The 15,187-nt window shown below is 37.8% G+C and carries 15 protein-coding genes; 9 read left to right on the forward strand and 6 right to left on the reverse strand.

All coding sequences use genetic code 11. The annotated features are described in order from the left end of the window. Together ACU6U9_RS04345 and cobN are read left to right on the forward strand one after the other, a co-directional pair. On the forward strand, positions 1–336 hold the full coding sequence (locus ACU6U9_RS04345; protein WP_446733837.1) for a DUF2149 domain-containing protein: 336 nt from the start codon (positions 1–3) through the stop codon (positions 334–336). Then, positions 329–4,270, forward strand: a complete 3,942-nt coding sequence (cobN, locus tag ACU6U9_RS04350) for a cobaltochelatase subunit CobN (protein ID WP_446733838.1) — start codon at positions 329–331, stop codon at positions 4,268–4,270. Before ACU6U9_RS04345 ends, cobN begins: the two co-directional genes overlap by 8 nt. 76 nt (positions 4,271–4,346) lie before the next feature. Here cobN and ACU6U9_RS04355 read toward each other — a convergent pair whose 3' ends face one another. The 4 genes from ACU6U9_RS04355 to ACU6U9_RS04370 are packed head-to-tail and all read right to left on the reverse strand — an operon-like array spanning position 4,347 to position 7,554. After that, the gene (locus tag ACU6U9_RS04355; RefSeq protein ID WP_446733839.1) at positions 4,347–5,633 is read right to left on the reverse strand and encodes a hypothetical protein; all 1,287 of its coding nucleotides are present in this window, start codon (positions 5,631–5,633) and stop codon (positions 4,347–4,349) included. After that, entirely contained in the window at positions 5,593–6,252 is a 660-nt protein-coding gene (locus ACU6U9_RS04360; protein WP_446733840.1) for a leucine-rich repeat domain-containing protein, read from the reverse strand. Before ACU6U9_RS04360 ends, ACU6U9_RS04355 begins: the two co-directional genes overlap by 41 nt. Next, positions 6,249–6,977, reverse strand: a complete 729-nt coding sequence (locus ACU6U9_RS04365) for an anti-sigma factor (protein ID WP_446733841.1) — start codon at positions 6,975–6,977, stop codon at positions 6,249–6,251. The genes ACU6U9_RS04360 and ACU6U9_RS04365 overlap by 4 nt, the downstream gene beginning before the upstream one ends. Then, positions 6,970–7,554, reverse strand: a complete 585-nt coding sequence (locus ACU6U9_RS04370; RefSeq protein ID WP_446733842.1) for an RNA polymerase sigma factor — start codon at positions 7,552–7,554, stop codon at positions 6,970–6,972. The genes ACU6U9_RS04365 and ACU6U9_RS04370 overlap by 8 nt, the downstream gene beginning before the upstream one ends. Positions 7,555–8,348: 794 nt before the next feature. Between ACU6U9_RS04370 and ACU6U9_RS04375 the strand changes: the two genes are divergently transcribed. The 3 genes from ACU6U9_RS04375 to ACU6U9_RS04385 are packed head-to-tail and all read left to right on the forward strand — an operon-like array spanning position 8,349 to position 9,131. Continuing rightward, a complete protein-coding gene (locus ACU6U9_RS04375; RefSeq protein WP_446733843.1) occupies positions 8,349–8,558 on the forward strand; it encodes a hypothetical protein in 210 nt (69 codons plus the stop codon). 5 nt (positions 8,559–8,563) lie between these two features. Next, a complete protein-coding gene (locus tag ACU6U9_RS04380; protein WP_446733844.1) occupies positions 8,564–8,791 on the forward strand; it encodes a hypothetical protein in 228 nt (75 codons plus the stop codon). A gap of 13 nt (positions 8,792–8,804) precedes the next feature. Beyond that, complete coding sequence (locus ACU6U9_RS04385; RefSeq protein ID WP_446733845.1) at positions 8,805–9,131, forward strand: hypothetical protein; 327 nt, start codon at positions 8,805–8,807, stop codon at positions 9,129–9,131. Between the two features lie 184 nt (positions 9,132–9,315). Here ACU6U9_RS04385 and ACU6U9_RS04390 read toward each other — a convergent pair whose 3' ends face one another. Beyond that, entirely contained in the window at positions 9,316–11,082 is a 1,767-nt protein-coding gene (locus ACU6U9_RS04390; RefSeq protein ID WP_446733846.1) for a sensor histidine kinase, read from the reverse strand. Positions 11,083–11,174: 92 nt separating this feature from the next. Between ACU6U9_RS04390 and ACU6U9_RS04395 the strand changes: the two genes are divergently transcribed. The 4 genes from ACU6U9_RS04395 (at position 11,175) to ACU6U9_RS04410 (ending at position 13,605) form a co-directional block, all read left to right on the forward strand. After that, the gene (locus tag ACU6U9_RS04395) at positions 11,175–11,594 is read left to right on the forward strand and encodes a BLUF domain-containing protein (RefSeq protein WP_446733847.1); all 420 of its coding nucleotides are present in this window, start codon (positions 11,175–11,177) and stop codon (positions 11,592–11,594) included. 519 nt (positions 11,595–12,113) lie between these two features. Further along, positions 12,114–12,584, forward strand: a complete 471-nt coding sequence (locus ACU6U9_RS04400) for a GNAT family N-acetyltransferase (RefSeq protein WP_446733848.1) — start codon at positions 12,114–12,116, stop codon at positions 12,582–12,584. Positions 12,585–13,117: 533 nt separating this feature from the next. Continuing rightward, on the forward strand, positions 13,118–13,324 hold the full coding sequence (locus ACU6U9_RS04405; protein ID WP_446733849.1) for a hypothetical protein: 207 nt from the start codon (positions 13,118–13,120) through the stop codon (positions 13,322–13,324). 62 nt (positions 13,325–13,386) lie between these two features. Then, positions 13,387–13,605: a hypothetical protein gene (locus ACU6U9_RS04410; protein ID WP_446733850.1), complete on the forward strand. Its 219-nt coding sequence runs from the start codon at positions 13,387–13,389 to the stop codon at positions 13,603–13,605. A gap of 59 nt (positions 13,606–13,664) precedes the next feature. Here the strand turns inward: ACU6U9_RS04410 and ACU6U9_RS04415 are convergent, their stop codons facing one another. Beyond that, positions 13,665–14,231, reverse strand: a complete 567-nt coding sequence (locus ACU6U9_RS04415) for a porin family protein (RefSeq protein ID WP_446733851.1) — start codon at positions 14,229–14,231, stop codon at positions 13,665–13,667. Positions 14,232–15,187: the final 956 nt, after the last annotated feature.

The following is a 15,187-nucleotide window of genomic DNA, read 5'->3' on the forward strand; positions in this document are numbered from 1 at the left end:
ATGAAGTTTTTAACAGACGATGATGATCTAGACCCAATCACAACCGCGGTGAATTTAGTTGATGTATTTTTAGTAATTATTGCTGCATTGATTATCTCTATTGCACAAAACCCGCTTAATCCGTTTAGCAGCGAAAATGTCACTGTCATTAAAAATGAAGGTGAACCCAACATGGAAATCATTGTGAAAGAAGGTAATGAGATTAAGCAATTTAAATCCAACGGTGACATTGGCAGTGGTAATGGCCAGAAAGCGGGTACCGCCTATCAAATGAAAGATGGCTCTATGGTATATGTACCGCAAAATAAAGATGGAAAAGGAAGTAACAATGATTAAACGTTATTGCTTAGCCCTATTGGGCTGGCTACTGATAGTGGCCACTAGTCACGCACAAAACAGCCAAATTTTGTTTTTAGGTGATAACCATTTATCAAAAGCAAAAAGTACTATTTTAATCGAATCGGCTAAAAAAAATGGCTTAACTCTCGATGCGATGAGTGCAGGTAAATTTGCCAAAGATAAAGGTTTGAAAACACTATGTAATTATCAACTAGTGCTCATGCAAGCGGTAAGTGAGGAAGCCGCAGCGGGTATGTACGGCGCTTATCCTAGAGCGTTATCACAATGTAAGAATGTGAGAACATTAGCCAATGGTTTTAATCAATTTAAAGGCTTAAATAAAGACATTTCAGTAGAGCATAAACAAGCCATCGATATGTATTTGTCGAATGGTTTACGAGTGAATTTTGAAAACATGTTTGCGTACATCAATACTCACTTATTTAATACGCAGCAACCCTATCAGACAGCAATTATTTTACCGCAAAATGGATTTTATCATCCTGAATTCCCGACATTATTAACAGGGGATAAAACCTCATTTTATAAGTGGTTAGATACTAAAAACAGCAGTGACAATAAGGTGGCTGTTTTATTTCACAGAAGTGCAATCGAAAGCGAACAAACAAACGTCGTAGATGCCACGTTAGCGGCCCTTGAAAAACAAGGCGGTAGCGGTTTTGCTGTTTTTTTTGAAGGCTCTGATAATGAAGCGTTTACCTCTTTAATTAAAGGTAAAGTAAACAGCTTAATTAATTATCGTATGTTGCATGAAGCGCAAAAGAATAAAGAAAATTTTTCTGAACTAAACGTACCCGTATTACATGGTTTGATTTATCGCGAAGGGGACCGTGCTTCATTTGATGCAGATCATGCTGGTATTAGTGCCATGATGTCACCTTATTTTTTAATGATGCCAGAAAGCGCCGGTATTATTGATCCAACTATGATTGCAACAACCGACCCGACGACTCGCACCGCTCAGCCTATGCTTGATCATATTGATGCCATTGCACAGCGTGCGATTAAGCAAGGCCAATTGAGTATAAAAGCGAACGCAGATAAAAAATTATCCATGTTTATTTGGAACTACCCGCCAGGGGATAAAAACATGGGCGCGGCGTTTTTAAATATTCCAGACTCCATTTTTAATATTGTTTCAGCCATGAAAGCAGAGGGTTATAACGTTAATTTAAAATCCCCTGAGGTTTTAATCGAAGAAGTGGAAGAGATATTACGTCCGTTTTATTCAAAGCAAGGTTTAGAGTCCTTAATGGATAAAGGCCTAAGCGATTACTTGCCAGTAAAAGATTACAGTAAATGGTTGAATACATTACCACAAACCCTACGCGACGATATTTTAGCGCACTGGGGCGACCCAACTAAGCACCAGTATGTGCGCATGGTTAATGGTGAGCCTGCATTTGTGATTCCTCAAATGAAATTAGGTAACTTAATTGTTATGCCGCAACCCTCACGCAGCGATGAAGCGGATAAACATAAAGCTCTATATCACAATACAAATGCCCCCATAAATCACTTTTACTTGGCGGTTTATTTATACGCTAAGCAAAAGTTTGGCGTGGATGCGTTTATTAATCTTGGTACGCATGGATCACAGGAATGGTTACCGGGTAAAGAGCGTGGGCTATCTATGTACGACGCGCCACAGCTAACAGTGGGTAATGTCCCTGTTGTTTACCCATACATTATGGATAACGTAGGCGAAGCCATGCAAGGCAAGCGCCGTGGCCGTGCCACTATGATTTCACATATGGCACCAGGCTTTGCAGAAGCGGGTTACTACGGCGATATGGCCGAGATAGAAGAATTATTAGAAGAGCACATGTTGCTAGCGAATGGTAAGACTAAGCAAGTGGTTGAAACGAATATTATTGATTTAGCGGCAAAATTAAATATTTTTGAAGATGTTGGTTTTACCGAAGCACAAATGCGTGAAAACTTTGGCGGGTTTATGGATGTACTCCATGACTACATGCATGAGCTAGCAGCGGAGTCACAACCTTTAGGTATGCATACCTTTGGCGATACGCTTAATAATATTCATCTTATGACAACTGTCTCACAAATGTTGGGTTCTGAATTTAAAGTTCAGGCCAGTGCGTATGAAAACATAACGGATATTAAACTGAGTAATCAGCCAGGTGTGTTCTCACAAAAAATGGAAGACAACAACGTTGTGCAGCTTGATGATACACCAGGGTTTAAATTATTGTGGGCCACATTAGTTGAACAACAAGCCCTTGATGTACCCGATAAATTAGCGCAATACCTTACACAAGCCGATGATTTCGCTAAGCGCATACGTGATCAGCAAGAAATGCCAAGTTTGCTATCCGCTCTTAATGGTGAATTTATCGACGTGGGTTATGGTGGCGATCCGATACGCTCTCATGATGCGGTGCCAACAGGCAAAAACTTATTGGGGTTCAATCCAGCTAAAGTGCCATCAAAAGCAGCATGGCAGGTGGGTAAAAAGCTAGTCGAAGACTTAATTGCTAACCATTATGCTGAAAAAGGCCAATACCCAAATAAACTAGCATTTTCCCTTTGGTCACTTGAAACCATGCGCCATCATGGTGTGCTCGAAAGCCAAGTATTAGCGGCCATGGGGGTTAAGCCTAAGTGGGATGAAAACGGCTTTTTACGCGGCACCGAAATTATCCCTTACAGTGAGCTAAAACGTCCACGTGTGGATGTAGTCATGTCGGCAACAGGATTATACCGAGATGCGTTCCCTAACGTCATGCTGATGTTAGCAAAAGCCATTAAACAAGTGGCTGAGTTAAAAGAAGATAACAATTCGATTTATAAAAACAGTGAAATTTTAAAAGCAGCGTTACTGGCAGAAGGTCAAACCGAAGCAGACGCTGAGTACTTATCAAGTGTGCGTATTTTTTCTAATGAGACAGGCGCCTATGGCAGTGGGTTAGCAGATACAAGCTTGGCCAGTGATACTTGGGAGACTGACTCTAAACTATCTGATTTATACCTAAAGCGTATGGGTTATGCTTTTGGTAGTGATGCAAAGCGTTGGAGCGATAAAGTGTCTGGCTTATATGGCAAAGCCCTGTCAGGGACTGACGCTGTCTTGTTTAGTCGCTCTTCTAACTTATACGGCATGATTACCAGTGATGACCCTTTTCAATATTTTGGGGGCATGTCGTTAGCCATTCGTAATCTTGATGGTAAAAGTCCAAAAATGTACATCGCTAATTTACGTGAAAAAAATCATGTGAAAAGTGAAAACTTTGATCGTTTTATGGCACGTGAATTACGCAATCGTAGTTTTCACCCCCGTTGGATTGAAGAAGTACAGAAAGAAGGCTACGCGGGTGCGCTACAAATGCTTGACCGCATGAATAACTTTTGGGGCTGGACCGTCATGCATCCGGATGGTATTACGGATAGCCAGTGGCAAGAATTCGCAGACATTTATGTGAAAGATAAATACGATATGGATATGCGTGAATTCTTTGAAAAATCGAACCCCGCTAACTTAGCGCAAATGATTGAACGCATGTTAGAAGCCGAACGCAAAGAATATTGGCAAACAGATGACGATACCATTAAACAATTGGTTGAAACATATCTTGAAGTTAAACGTGATCACAAAGTATTGACCGATAATCAAACCTTTAATGATTATATGGCTGATAAAGCACAAGGCTTTGGTTTAGGCGCTTTACTCGCCGCCAGTGATTCGGCAGTGGCACAAGATTTAGCCGAGCAAGCACAAACTAACAGTGCAGAGGAAATGGTAGAAGGGCAAAAACTTGAACAGCAACCGGTACAACAAACCGATGATGAATTTGACTGGCAAAGCCTTGGCTTTACATTGATTTTGTTGCTTGCATTTGTAATTGGCAGCTTAGTACAAATTCGGCCAGTACGATTGCAGGGGGCTTAATATCCTTTAAAGAGTCTTAATATATAAAAGGCACTGTATGAATACAGTGCCTTTTTTGTTTTTACGCAGATTGTGATTATAAATTATGGGTGTACATCAAAAATACGCGTTGATCATCGGAATGATTATCAGTATGGGCAATAAAGTCGGCATAGCGAAGTAATATGGTATTGCCGCGGTTGAGTTTCAATATAAGGTCAATATCGAGTTCTTCCCCAATTTTTGAGTCGCTATTATCCGTATGAAATACATGGTAGCGGGCATCGATTTTAAGCGGGTTTTTTCGCCATATATAGTGCAGTTTATAATCGCGTAAGCCTGTATTGGGTGTGGCTAAAAACTTATCTGCCCAACCATTTTTATCATGTAATGAAGCCAAAGGTGTTACAAAGCTAATGCCGTCGTTTTCAGCTAGCCGTTGGTAATTGACTGACATTTCATTCGTTCGATAACCCATGCCTACCCCTATGTCGTGGTATTGTAAATTAGCATTATTATTAACCTCGGTGCGCTGTTGTAATGCAAATTCACCATGAGCAAGTGTGCGCAGTTTATGCCAGCGCCCTTTATATTCGTAACGTATGCCTAAGGTTTGATTAGAAAGTGCATTGGCATCTTTGATGTCCATGTGAAAATAATAAGCGTGTATTTTTGAAAAATCCGATTCGTTTAATTCAGCAAATAATAGATGAGTATTATGGTCATGGTCTCCAAGAAAGGGAGCGGGGCGTACGCCGTTGTTTGCTACAAAGTTAGAATCTGATGGACTTAATTTTTTACCTGCATCTTGGCCATTGATGCGATTAGCATTATCAACGTAGCGATACACCACACTAGATGCAGAGCCAAACTCATACTTAAAGCCTGTAGTATCAAGAGTTTGCTCGTTTTGCCAAAAGCCATTTGTGCCCACGAAGCGTTCATTGCCAAAATTAACGGCTTCACGCCCCAATGTGAATGTGAGGGTGTTTACGGGTGTGTAACGCAGTAATGCTTGATTCAAATCGTTTCCAGCTGTATCGGGTATAACGGGTTTGCCATTAAAGTGCTCGCCATTACTAAATTTGTCTTTCCAGCCCAGTGTCACATGATCAATTTCGAATAAGGTCGAAAATTGTGTATTCCATTCACTTGTGGCATTTAAACGCAATAAAACGGATGCAGCACGGGCATTCTTATCCGCGTTAATGTGTGCGATACGGCTACGGGAACTGAATTCAAATGTGTGGTTGCCATATTCATATTCAAGTGTGAGAACAGGCTGTGATGTACTTAAGAGTGTAACGATAATTGCAATCAACCCAAGAACGAAAGTGAGTGGATTACCAATCTTCGGCGTTACCGTCGTGAAGGAAGGTGACATTATCTTGTTGGTCCATTTCGTCGTAGAGCGAATCTGGCATTGGGTTTTGTCGACAGTCCATGTAGTGTAATGAGGGTACGTCATAAATATTAATGGTTTCTAGTTGATTGTTGAAAATATATATTTTCTCTAGCTGTGGGAGGTTAGAGTAAGTGAAGTGTTCAATTTTATTGTTGTTGGCTTTAAATTGTTTAAGTGTTACTAAATTTGATAGTGTTAAGGTTTTTAGCTGGTTATCAAATACATACAACTTATTAAGCTTGGATAAATGGCTAACCGTTAAATGAGTTAAGTTATTGCGGGCGATGTTTAATATTTTTAAATTTGATAATTGCGCCAGATCAATATCAATGTGTTTAAGTTTGTTGTTGTAAAGCGAGAGTACTTCTAAGTGTTTAAATTTCTCTAAGCCACGTAATGATCGAATTCCTTTGCTGTGGCATTTTAGTTTTAGTACGTTGTTTGTGTGTTGCCATTTATGAGTGTCGGCAAGCTCTTGCAAGCAGGCTTGTAATTGCTCATCTTGCACGTTAAGCGTCGTAGCTTTAACGTGCGTCATCGTTAGCATTACGAGCAGTGTAATAATGATTGGCGAGCCATAATGGTTGCTTGGTATCATGCGCTGTCTTTTGTTTCAGCTAGACGAATACAAACACCTTTCGCAATAATTATGTCACTGGGTTCATCAAGTGATGAGCCTCCCACTTCTTCTTGCGTAATGATTAAGTGAGAAGAATCATGAATTAAACGTAATGTGGCTTCGTCTAATACGATGTGTTTAAGCTTATTGTTGCCAAATACCAATAGCGGTCTGATTTGGCCATCACGACGAGATTTAGCCCACAGTTGCATGCTGTGGTTGTCCATTGACTGCCATTTCTCCCATTTTAACCAAAGAGTACCATTATGGCGGGTAGTAAGCGCGGTTAAAATTGGATTATCACTGTCATCCACAAGTATCGCTACATAGTCGGTATTATGATGTACCTCTGGGTTAAGTGTATTGTTAAGTAATACACCACTAACCACTAATAACATGGCAAAAGCGGCACTGGTGATGATTTTCCAAGGCAGAAGTTTTTCCCATATGCTGATGGGTTTTTCTTTTTTTGCAGAATTCGCAGGGTTAATAGCGGCTTGAATTTTTTTCAATGTACTGGCTTTGGGGGCTAATAATGGCACGCTGTCAGGGGCGGGCATGAGTATGTTTTCCCAATAGTGTACGGCTTCTTTTAAGCTGTCATTGGTGGGTAATTGTTTCGCAAACGCTTTGCGTTCTTCGCCTCTTAATGTACCGAGCACATATTCAAGGGCGAGTGCGTTTTGATCATCTGGGTTAATCATTGTTTGAACCCTCACTTCTGCCTTCCATGCAGTTTTTTAGTTTCACGCCACCGCGCTTTAACCAAGATTTCACTGTATTAACATTTGCCCCTAATGTATCTGCCAATTCTTCACGTGAGTAACCGTATAAATAGGCTAACTCAATACTTTGTTTGAATTTATGATTCATGGCACTTAGACACTCTTGGAGTTGTTCATTTAAGCGAAAGCGGCTAAAAACCTCTTCCTGTGTATCGTCACAGGGCGTGTTTAGTAAAATGTCCGATTCTTCTTCATGGTGGGGACGATTTTGATGACGTTTTTCATGTCTTAGTTTGTCGATAGCACGATATCGAACAATGCTCGTCATCCAGGTGGTTGGGTTTCCTTGAGCCTGAGTATAGCTTGCAGCATTCTCCCAAATTTGTATAAAGGATTCTTGCAACACATCATTGCTACTATCACTTGAGCCGAGAATACGATAAGCCACAGTATTAAGATAAGCGGCGGTTTTTTTGTATAACGTTTCTAGTGCTTTTTGATCACGTAATGCGCAGTGTGCCAATAAATCTGTTAACTCATGGTTATCCAAGGACATGTACTCATATACCTATACGTGCCGCGACCTAATAAAGTTGCAGTCAAGTGAACAATTGTTTGTCATTCTACAATTGAGTTTAATAAAGTGATAGACCTTAAATTTTGAATTGTGGGATGTGTGATGATTATTTCAATTTTATTAATATTTTTTATTGGAAAGAAAATGCTATGTGTATAGTTATAGGAAAAGCTAGCCAATGAGTTTTTAATGGCGTATTTAGTGGAAGTAATAAAATAGGTTGAGGTTTGAATGAATAGTGACAAAAAAGATTAATATTAATGTTTTATTCTTTCTATTTTTTATAGCATATCCAATAATAACCGTAATGCCTGTGGCATGCGCTTACGTGAATGATATACAGCATAAATACCGAGTATTTCTAACTGATATTGAGGTAATACTTAGAGCAATTTACCATTGTTTAAGTAAGGTTGCGCATCTGCTCTGGGTTGGCAAGTTATACTGGCATGATGTAGTGCAGCTTTTAATAAAATTTCTGAGTCGTTTACGACTAAATGCCCATTAACAGGTTGCGAAATTTTTTCACCGTTTTTCAAATCGCCGCAATCATACTGCCACGCTCAACAATTTCTATGAACACTCTCGCGGCCTGAATCCTGTCCATTTGCTTTATCTCAGTTATTAAGCGTATTTAGATTTGAGATTGCTCTATATGTTCGAATTATGCCGCAAACTAGACTGGTTGGTTGGGTTTTTCGATCGATTATAGATACATATACTGCCAGTCAGCTTCTATGAGCACAGATAACTTACTTTAAATTAGGTAATATATGACGAATTTTTGCAACGGTAGGTGCGCTTGTGTTAGCGGCTTTAACGGCTTGTTTAGTGGGCAGCCTGGGGGTACTGCGACGTTTGATTTACAGGTTTATAATCCAGTTGAGCAATTATTATTCCCAGCAACCTCTACTTTAGTGGTAGGTCCGAGTGAAGCGATTTTATTTGATGCGCAATTTCAAAAAATGATGCGCAAAGATTAGTAGAAATGATTGAAGCTAGCGGCAAGACGTTGGCCACTATTTATATCAGCCATGGTGATCCCGACTTTTATTTTGGGTTAGATGTGTTCAATGCTGCGTTTCCTGACGCTCGCATTGTCGCCACTGCTGTAACGGTAGAAAAAATAAAAAATCTATGCAGGACAAAAAAGCATACAGGGAGCCAATTCTTAAAGAGAATACGCCAGAAAAACTACTGTTACTTGAAAAGCTAACAACGACCGACTTATGATTGATGGTAATGAAATTAAAATAATTGTGTTTAATTACCATGGTCCTGCGCATGCATTTGCTTGGATAGCGTCAGATAAAACCGTGTTATGTGGTGTGGTGCTATCTGAAAATATGCACTTATGGATGGCCGATAACCAAACCAGTGAATCTCGAATGGCTTGGATTAAAACACTTGAAAACATGATTGACCTTAAGCCAAACCGAGTAATTGCAGGGCATGTTCTTGGCGATGCGAAGAGAAATATTGATGTTGTCCATGCTACAAAAAACTATGTGTCAGGCTTTGATGATAGTGATAAAAAATCGGACAGTGCCACGTAATTAATAAAGAGTATGTTAGAGAAGTATCAAAATTATGAGGATGCTAAAATATTAGGGTTCAGTTTAAAAGTCATTAAAGGTGATGTTCAGTGGCCTGAGTAATCAACATAAATACTTAGATTTTGGCCTTTCATCGAGAATGAAAGGCCATTTAACGATATGAGTTTATGGTCAATGTATAATCTTAATTTGACGAATTATGGATTAACGGAATAACTAACTTAAATTCGGTTGAAGTTGACCCGTCAGAATCAACGGTTAATTCTCCACCCATTTTTTTGGCTAAATTATAAGAGACTGATAAGCCAAGTCCTGTTCCTTTACCAATCTCTTTAGTCGTATAAAAAGGGTCAAATATCTGTGTCTTAATGCTGCTAGGGATGCCAGGCCCGTTATCAGAAACACTGAATATAATGTTGTTATTGGACTCATATACCTTGAGTATGATGGCTTTATCTTTGTTTTCAGGTTGATCTTCTAATGCATGATTCGAATTTTTAATAAGGTTAGTTAAAATCTGTTGTATAAAACCTCGATGAGATACTAATTCAGAGGATGCGTTAATTGTATGTGAAAGTGTGACATCATCATTTATGTCATATTTTAGTAAGCGCAGAGTTTCATTTATCATGAGTTCAATATTAACGGTGTTTGTTTCAAGTTGATCTTTGCGAGTGAAGCTACTTAGGTCACTGATGATATCCCTTACTCTTAATAAGCCTTCGCGGGAATCGTTAACAATTGCTTTTACATCCGAAATGACAAAGTCCAAATCATTGTCTTCTTTTAGTGCGCTCACTTCATTTTTAACGCCAGAGGTATCCGTAGATTCATCTAATGAGGTTACAAATTTATCATGCAGATTCAACATATCAATAATAGTGCCGACATACTCTTCTAATGGGCCAAAGTTACCAATAACAAAGGCAAGTGGGTTATTTATTTCATGGGCAAGGCCTGCGGCCATTTGTCCAACGGATGCCATTTTTTCTGAGTGAATTAACTGGTCTTGAGTGACTTTTAGCTCTGAGATGGTTTCTTTAAGTCTTTGATACTGACTGGCAAGTTTTGACTCTGAAAATCGTCTTTCAAGTATGATTTGTAACTGATTTGATGTGTCACGCATGACATTCAGTTGAGTGGTGGATATTTTATCTAAATCTTTTTCGGCAATGAAGCACACAATAGAGGCAATTATGTTGTTATATATAACAATTGGAAATGTAATATAACTGCCAATTTCAATGTCGATAATGTGTAGAATTTTTTGGTCATTTAAGTTTTTTGGTAGTAGCTCTATTTTAGGTGTCTTACATTGCATTACGGTATTAATAAAGTCGTTCACGTCTTGCGTGGTCATCTCATTAATGGTGCTCTCAGGAATCTCCCAGTGGACATTTTTTAATGCTTTTATTTTTTTTGGTGTAACTAAAACGGCGGAATAACCATGGCAAAATTGAGTGAGGGCCTCTGCACATGACTGAACTAACTGTTGCATGGGCTGACGATGATGAGAAAAACGATTGATAGAGGATAGCATTTGAGTCTGTGCATCTTTTTCTTCTATTAATTTTTTATTTGTATCAACATGATCAATTAGTTGGGTATTAGACTGATTGATCAGAGCTTTATGATGATTACCCAATATAATGATGTCATTAAATAATGCAGACTGGCTTAATTTTTCTTGTTCGTTAATTAAACCCTCTTCAATGAATATACGTAACCATATTGACCCGTTACTTAACCCTGATCGTATATATTCTCCGATGCCTAAGACAATATCGACTTGATCTAATTCTGTGATGTGCAAAAACAATTCAGTCGGAGCGTTGGATCGCACCGTTTTGTTCAGTGACTTTGCATTGCTAAAAAATATGGATTCATATTGTTTAGGTATGAAAGGTTGTAGTTGATCAGCTTCAGTCGAGTAAACGAGAAGTTTGCGCATCTATGCTACTGCCTTTAGTTGATGTTTAGTAAATGTTGGGCTAATACTTCAAACTATAAACCATAAAACTGAAATAGCATGGTGTTGATATAATGAATTCTTTGGTCCGTTTACTTTATTATAGTTCTGCTAGTCGAGAGATGTCGCTTTCAGATATGAAGGACATCTTAACCGTCGCTAGAGAGAATAACAGTGGCAAAGGCTTATGCGGCATGCTGTGTTATGACAATCGCTATTTTGTACAAGCACTCGAAGGCGAGATTAATGCCGTTAATGAATTGTTTTTTCATATCGTTGATGACCCAAGGCATTCTGACGTTATAATTGTAAGTTATGAATACATTGAGAAACAGACGTTCAAGGAATGGAATATGGGGTATGCCGGGAGTACACCTGTTTTTATGCAACTACTAGCAAAGCTAAATCAAAGTGTATTTGAACCGGCTGATTTGTCACCCAAGCAAGTATATGCATTGTTGCGACACTTGGCTGCCAATCAAGATAATACTTAATGATACAGCCACATTCTAAATGTGGCTGTCATGCATGTTGTTAAATATAGTATGTCACGCTGTATTTTACGGTGCTTAATTCGTAATTATACTTTATCAGGCTCTCGCTCATAGAGAGCTTAATAATATTTATATTGTGAATTATAAGATATCGCTCATAGTGCTATTTTAATAGTATTTTGCACAACTCAAAAATATAGAAGCTTAATTTCCCAATTTATCCTCCCAAAAAACTGACTTTTTTCTCTCATTATTAATGAATAACTCGTCATTCAGTTATAGATATTTATCGCGCAATATCTCTAGCTGATTATGCTTGTTCGTAAGAGTGTTCTATCCACGTTTGATGATTTTACACTCTAGTTGTTTGTTTTTTATTAGTAGCGATAAAGTCGAGAGTGCGACTGAAGCAATGCACGGTTGAACCATATTTTAATACGGTGGGGTATGTAATAAGTGCTATCAAAATATAATCAGTATAAGATAAACTACTAAGTGTAAGATTTAGGTAAAAGTCACATGCAAAATATAATGATTAGAAAAGCATTAATACAGGATAAGACCGTTTTACTTCAATTGGAACAAGCTATTATTGACGCTGAGCGGCCATATAACCAGACAATAAAACTCAAAGATGCGTCTTATTATGATCTTGATAACTTACTTCAAGATGCTTCGTCGAATTTAATGGTTGCTGAATCAAGTGGCCGTATTATAGGCACAGGCTATGCGCAAATTAGAGTGTCTAAGCAAGCCCTTGAACATGTCAAACATTCATATTTAGGGTTTATGTATGTCGTGCCAGAATATAGGGGACTAGGTATTAATAAACAAATATTGGATACCCTTATAAAATGGAGTAAAACGCAAGACGTAAGTGACTTTTATTTAGATGTTTATAATGAAAACGACGCTGCTGTTAATGCCTATAAGAAAGTAGGATTTGTTAAAACACTTGTTGAAATGAAACTTAATATCAATAGTGATTAAGTTATATATAAATAATTTTAATTTTTGTAATCTTACTTTATTATAAGTTGTTATATATTTAGGTGTTATGTGTGAGTGAAATTAGTTAGAGATTTTATAAACAAAGATCACGCTTATCGTTTCGCTTTAAAATTAAGAGAGAAGGTATAGCGATTCATGTGACGATGTTTAGGGGGAATAATACTCATAAATATGGTGGTGGGATTAAAACGTGGGCGTTTGGGTTCTGCTAGATTCTCAGTATGATATGCAACTAAATTGATCAAAGGAAACCGCCATCAAGTTGAGAATCCATTAACACAAGAGCAGATAGTCGTAATGGAAAATTAAATTATAATAAATAATAAGAAAAACCTATTAATAGGCCTGTCTTTACTTTTAATTTAGATTGCACTGTTAACAGTGGTTACCTTAGTGGTATGGTTTTATGCACATACATAATATAATCAGTAGAAATTTAAAATAAATGATTAGATATCGTTTAACTTACCTTGTCAGGTAAGTATTAGGAATGCTTATAAAAGGAATAGTGAATGAAAAATTTGAAAAGACTAGCTGCACTATGTTTACTGCCCACTTTTCTTTTAGGGTGTGAGCTTGATGATTATGATAGTGATAATGAAACGAATAAATATAGACCTGTTAATTTTAAAATTTCATCTGAAGGAACGCAGTCTGACGTTGCAGGTGGTCAAATTTTAGTGGCAAAAACAGCAGCAGCTTTAATGATATTTCGTTAGATATCCCTAGTATCTCAGGAGCGGCTCCTAATCCTAATTTTGAAGTGAATGAGGTGGTTGTATTGCTGACAAATATAGGCGTTTGTTCAAACTTGGAGATAACTGAGGTTTCTGAAAATAATGAGACAAGGTTGATTACGGCAACCGAAGTATATGAATTTAACCCAGGGCTTTGTGATCCTTCGGTAGAGGCGTTAGATAAACTTGATTATGCAATGGTTGAGTTTGAACGTTCAAGCAAGCCTGTTTCGGTTGTCTATAAAACGCGTAACGACTATTAATACAAATATAAAAAACAAGCTGTAACACCAGCTTGTTTTTTATCTTTTAACGCTCGAATTTAAAAGCGAACACTCGCGCCAAGCATAACGGCATCTAACTCTAGAGTGTCACTATTAGCGTAGTTATATTCTATATTGAATCCAATATGTTTAAATCCCCAGCTTAATCCAGCAGCGATTTCGCTACCAAGACTGGTTTTATCGTAATCTTGTGATTGATTTTCAGTTTTGTAGGTGTACTCAAGTTCGTAATAAGTAAGGCCTGCTTTTGCGTATATACTAAAAATGTCACCAAAAGGATAATCGGCATAGGCACTTACTCTAGGGCCGCTAAAGCTAATATCCTTAACGCTGTTCAATGAGCTTACCAATATTGTGCCAATGCCATTCACCGCATCTTTATAGCCTGCTTCTATCCCTAAATTTGGTTGAATCATATAGCGGTAGTGATATTCGGCAATAAACATGTCACCCTCTTCATTCTTGGCGTGCTTGGTGTCTAAAACGGTTGAGCCATACCCCCAGTTAATCCCGATAATGTGCTGGTAAGGTGCTTCATCAGCATTAGCGGTCATAATCATAGTGGGTAAAATGGATAGTAATACTGCTAGCGTGATTATTTTCATAGAGTCTCCGGATTTGACTACAGCTCTAGTTTTGAGCAGCGGCATTCTAGTGGTTAGAACCTTCAGAATCAATCGCTCTTTGTTGGTAACATCAGTTAGTTTTAGCTTTTTAGCTTATCGTATGACCTTGCTGTTTTTAATCATATTTTCACTATTAACACCATACCCTTTACTAGGTAAAATCTGCAGATGATAGATGCGCTTTATAGCGAATATTTTGTAAACGATATAAAGCTTCTTGAGCCTGAAATGTTCGACTATAAGGTTATTAGCAATATAGTGATGGTTAATAGTCTTACAAAAGAATCCGTATCGCGCAGCTATCTAAAGGCAAGGGCCTATTTACGATCTACTTTATTGAATGGCTGGGCGTAGAAAGGGAACCCAATTTAATTTTAATATGTAGCCTAGATTTAGCAGTAAAACACTCAATTGTGGCGTGGGCTTATTATCAAATTGAATGCGATATTGAGTTGCGCGACTTTAAAGCTATTCCTCGTATTAAAATTTCTAGATAGGGTAAATGATATAGTATAAGCATAAAGTTAATCAGAAAAGATGCTTGTCTGCATTTTATGTGCTTATTAATGGATAAGGCTAACGGGGGCTTGTATATATGAGAGGAGTGATCAATCGACAATTGATTTTTATTTTGATTCAAATAATCGTTGTATCGTTCTTGTTTAAAGTCAGTTATTTATTTGTAATGACAGTTGTTCTAATACCAAGTTTTATTAAGGGTGTCATTCAGTCTTCTGCTACAAAAAAATATTGTAGGTTACAAATTTTTATTTGTAATCTTTGTTATTATCATGCTTTGGACTTTTGCTTTATTGAAATATGATAATTTATTTGATTATGGGTTTAGTTAGAATGGATGATAAACCCCGAATTAACTTTAGGTTAAATGAAAAATAACTAACGGTATTTATAGTTTTATTATTGTGATTTTAATA

This window comes from Pseudomonas sp. HK3 (genome assembly GCF_052920985.1).

Bases quoted from the DNA above. Each gene is read 5' to 3' on its own strand.
- ACU6U9_RS04405 (WP_446733849.1), top strand. From the start codon at position 13,118: ATGAAAAATTTGAAAAGACTAGCTGCACTATGTTTACTGCCCACTTTT.
- ACU6U9_RS04385 (WP_446733845.1), top strand. From the start codon at position 8,805: ATGATTGATGGTAATGAAATTAAAATAATTGTGTTTAATTACCATGGT.
- ACU6U9_RS04390 (WP_446733846.1), bottom strand. From the start codon at position 11,082: ATGCGCAAACTTCTCGTTTACTCGACTGAAGCTGATCAACTACAACCT.
- ACU6U9_RS04395 (WP_446733847.1), top strand. From the start codon at position 11,175: ATGAATTCTTTGGTCCGTTTACTTTATTATAGTTCTGCTAGTCGAGAG.
- ACU6U9_RS04355 (WP_446733839.1), bottom strand. From the start codon at position 5,633: ATGTCACCTTCCTTCACGACGGTAACGCCGAAGATTGGTAATCCACTC.
- ACU6U9_RS04370 (WP_446733842.1), bottom strand. From the start codon at position 7,554: ATGTCCTTGGATAACCATGAGTTAACAGATTTATTGGCACACTGCGCA.
- cobN (WP_446733838.1), top strand. From the start codon at position 329: ATGATTAAACGTTATTGCTTAGCCCTATTGGGCTGGCTACTGATAGTG.
- ACU6U9_RS04380 (WP_446733844.1), top strand. From the start codon at position 8,564: ATGATTGAAGCTAGCGGCAAGACGTTGGCCACTATTTATATCAGCCAT.
- ACU6U9_RS04415 (WP_446733851.1), bottom strand. From the start codon at position 14,231: ATGAAAATAATCACGCTAGCAGTATTACTATCCATTTTACCCACTATG.
- ACU6U9_RS04365 (WP_446733841.1), bottom strand. From the start codon at position 6,977: ATGATTAACCCAGATGATCAAAACGCACTCGCCCTTGAATATGTGCTC.
- ACU6U9_RS04360 (WP_446733840.1), bottom strand. From the start codon at position 6,252: ATGATACCAAGCAACCATTATGGCTCGCCAATCATTATTACACTGCTC.
- ACU6U9_RS04345 (WP_446733837.1), top strand. From the start codon at position 1: ATGAAGTTTTTAACAGACGATGATGATCTAGACCCAATCACAACCGCG.
- ACU6U9_RS04375 (WP_446733843.1), top strand. From the start codon at position 8,349: ATGACGAATTTTTGCAACGGTAGGTGCGCTTGTGTTAGCGGCTTTAAC.
- ACU6U9_RS04400 (WP_446733848.1), top strand. From the start codon at position 12,114: ATGCAAAATATAATGATTAGAAAAGCATTAATACAGGATAAGACCGTT.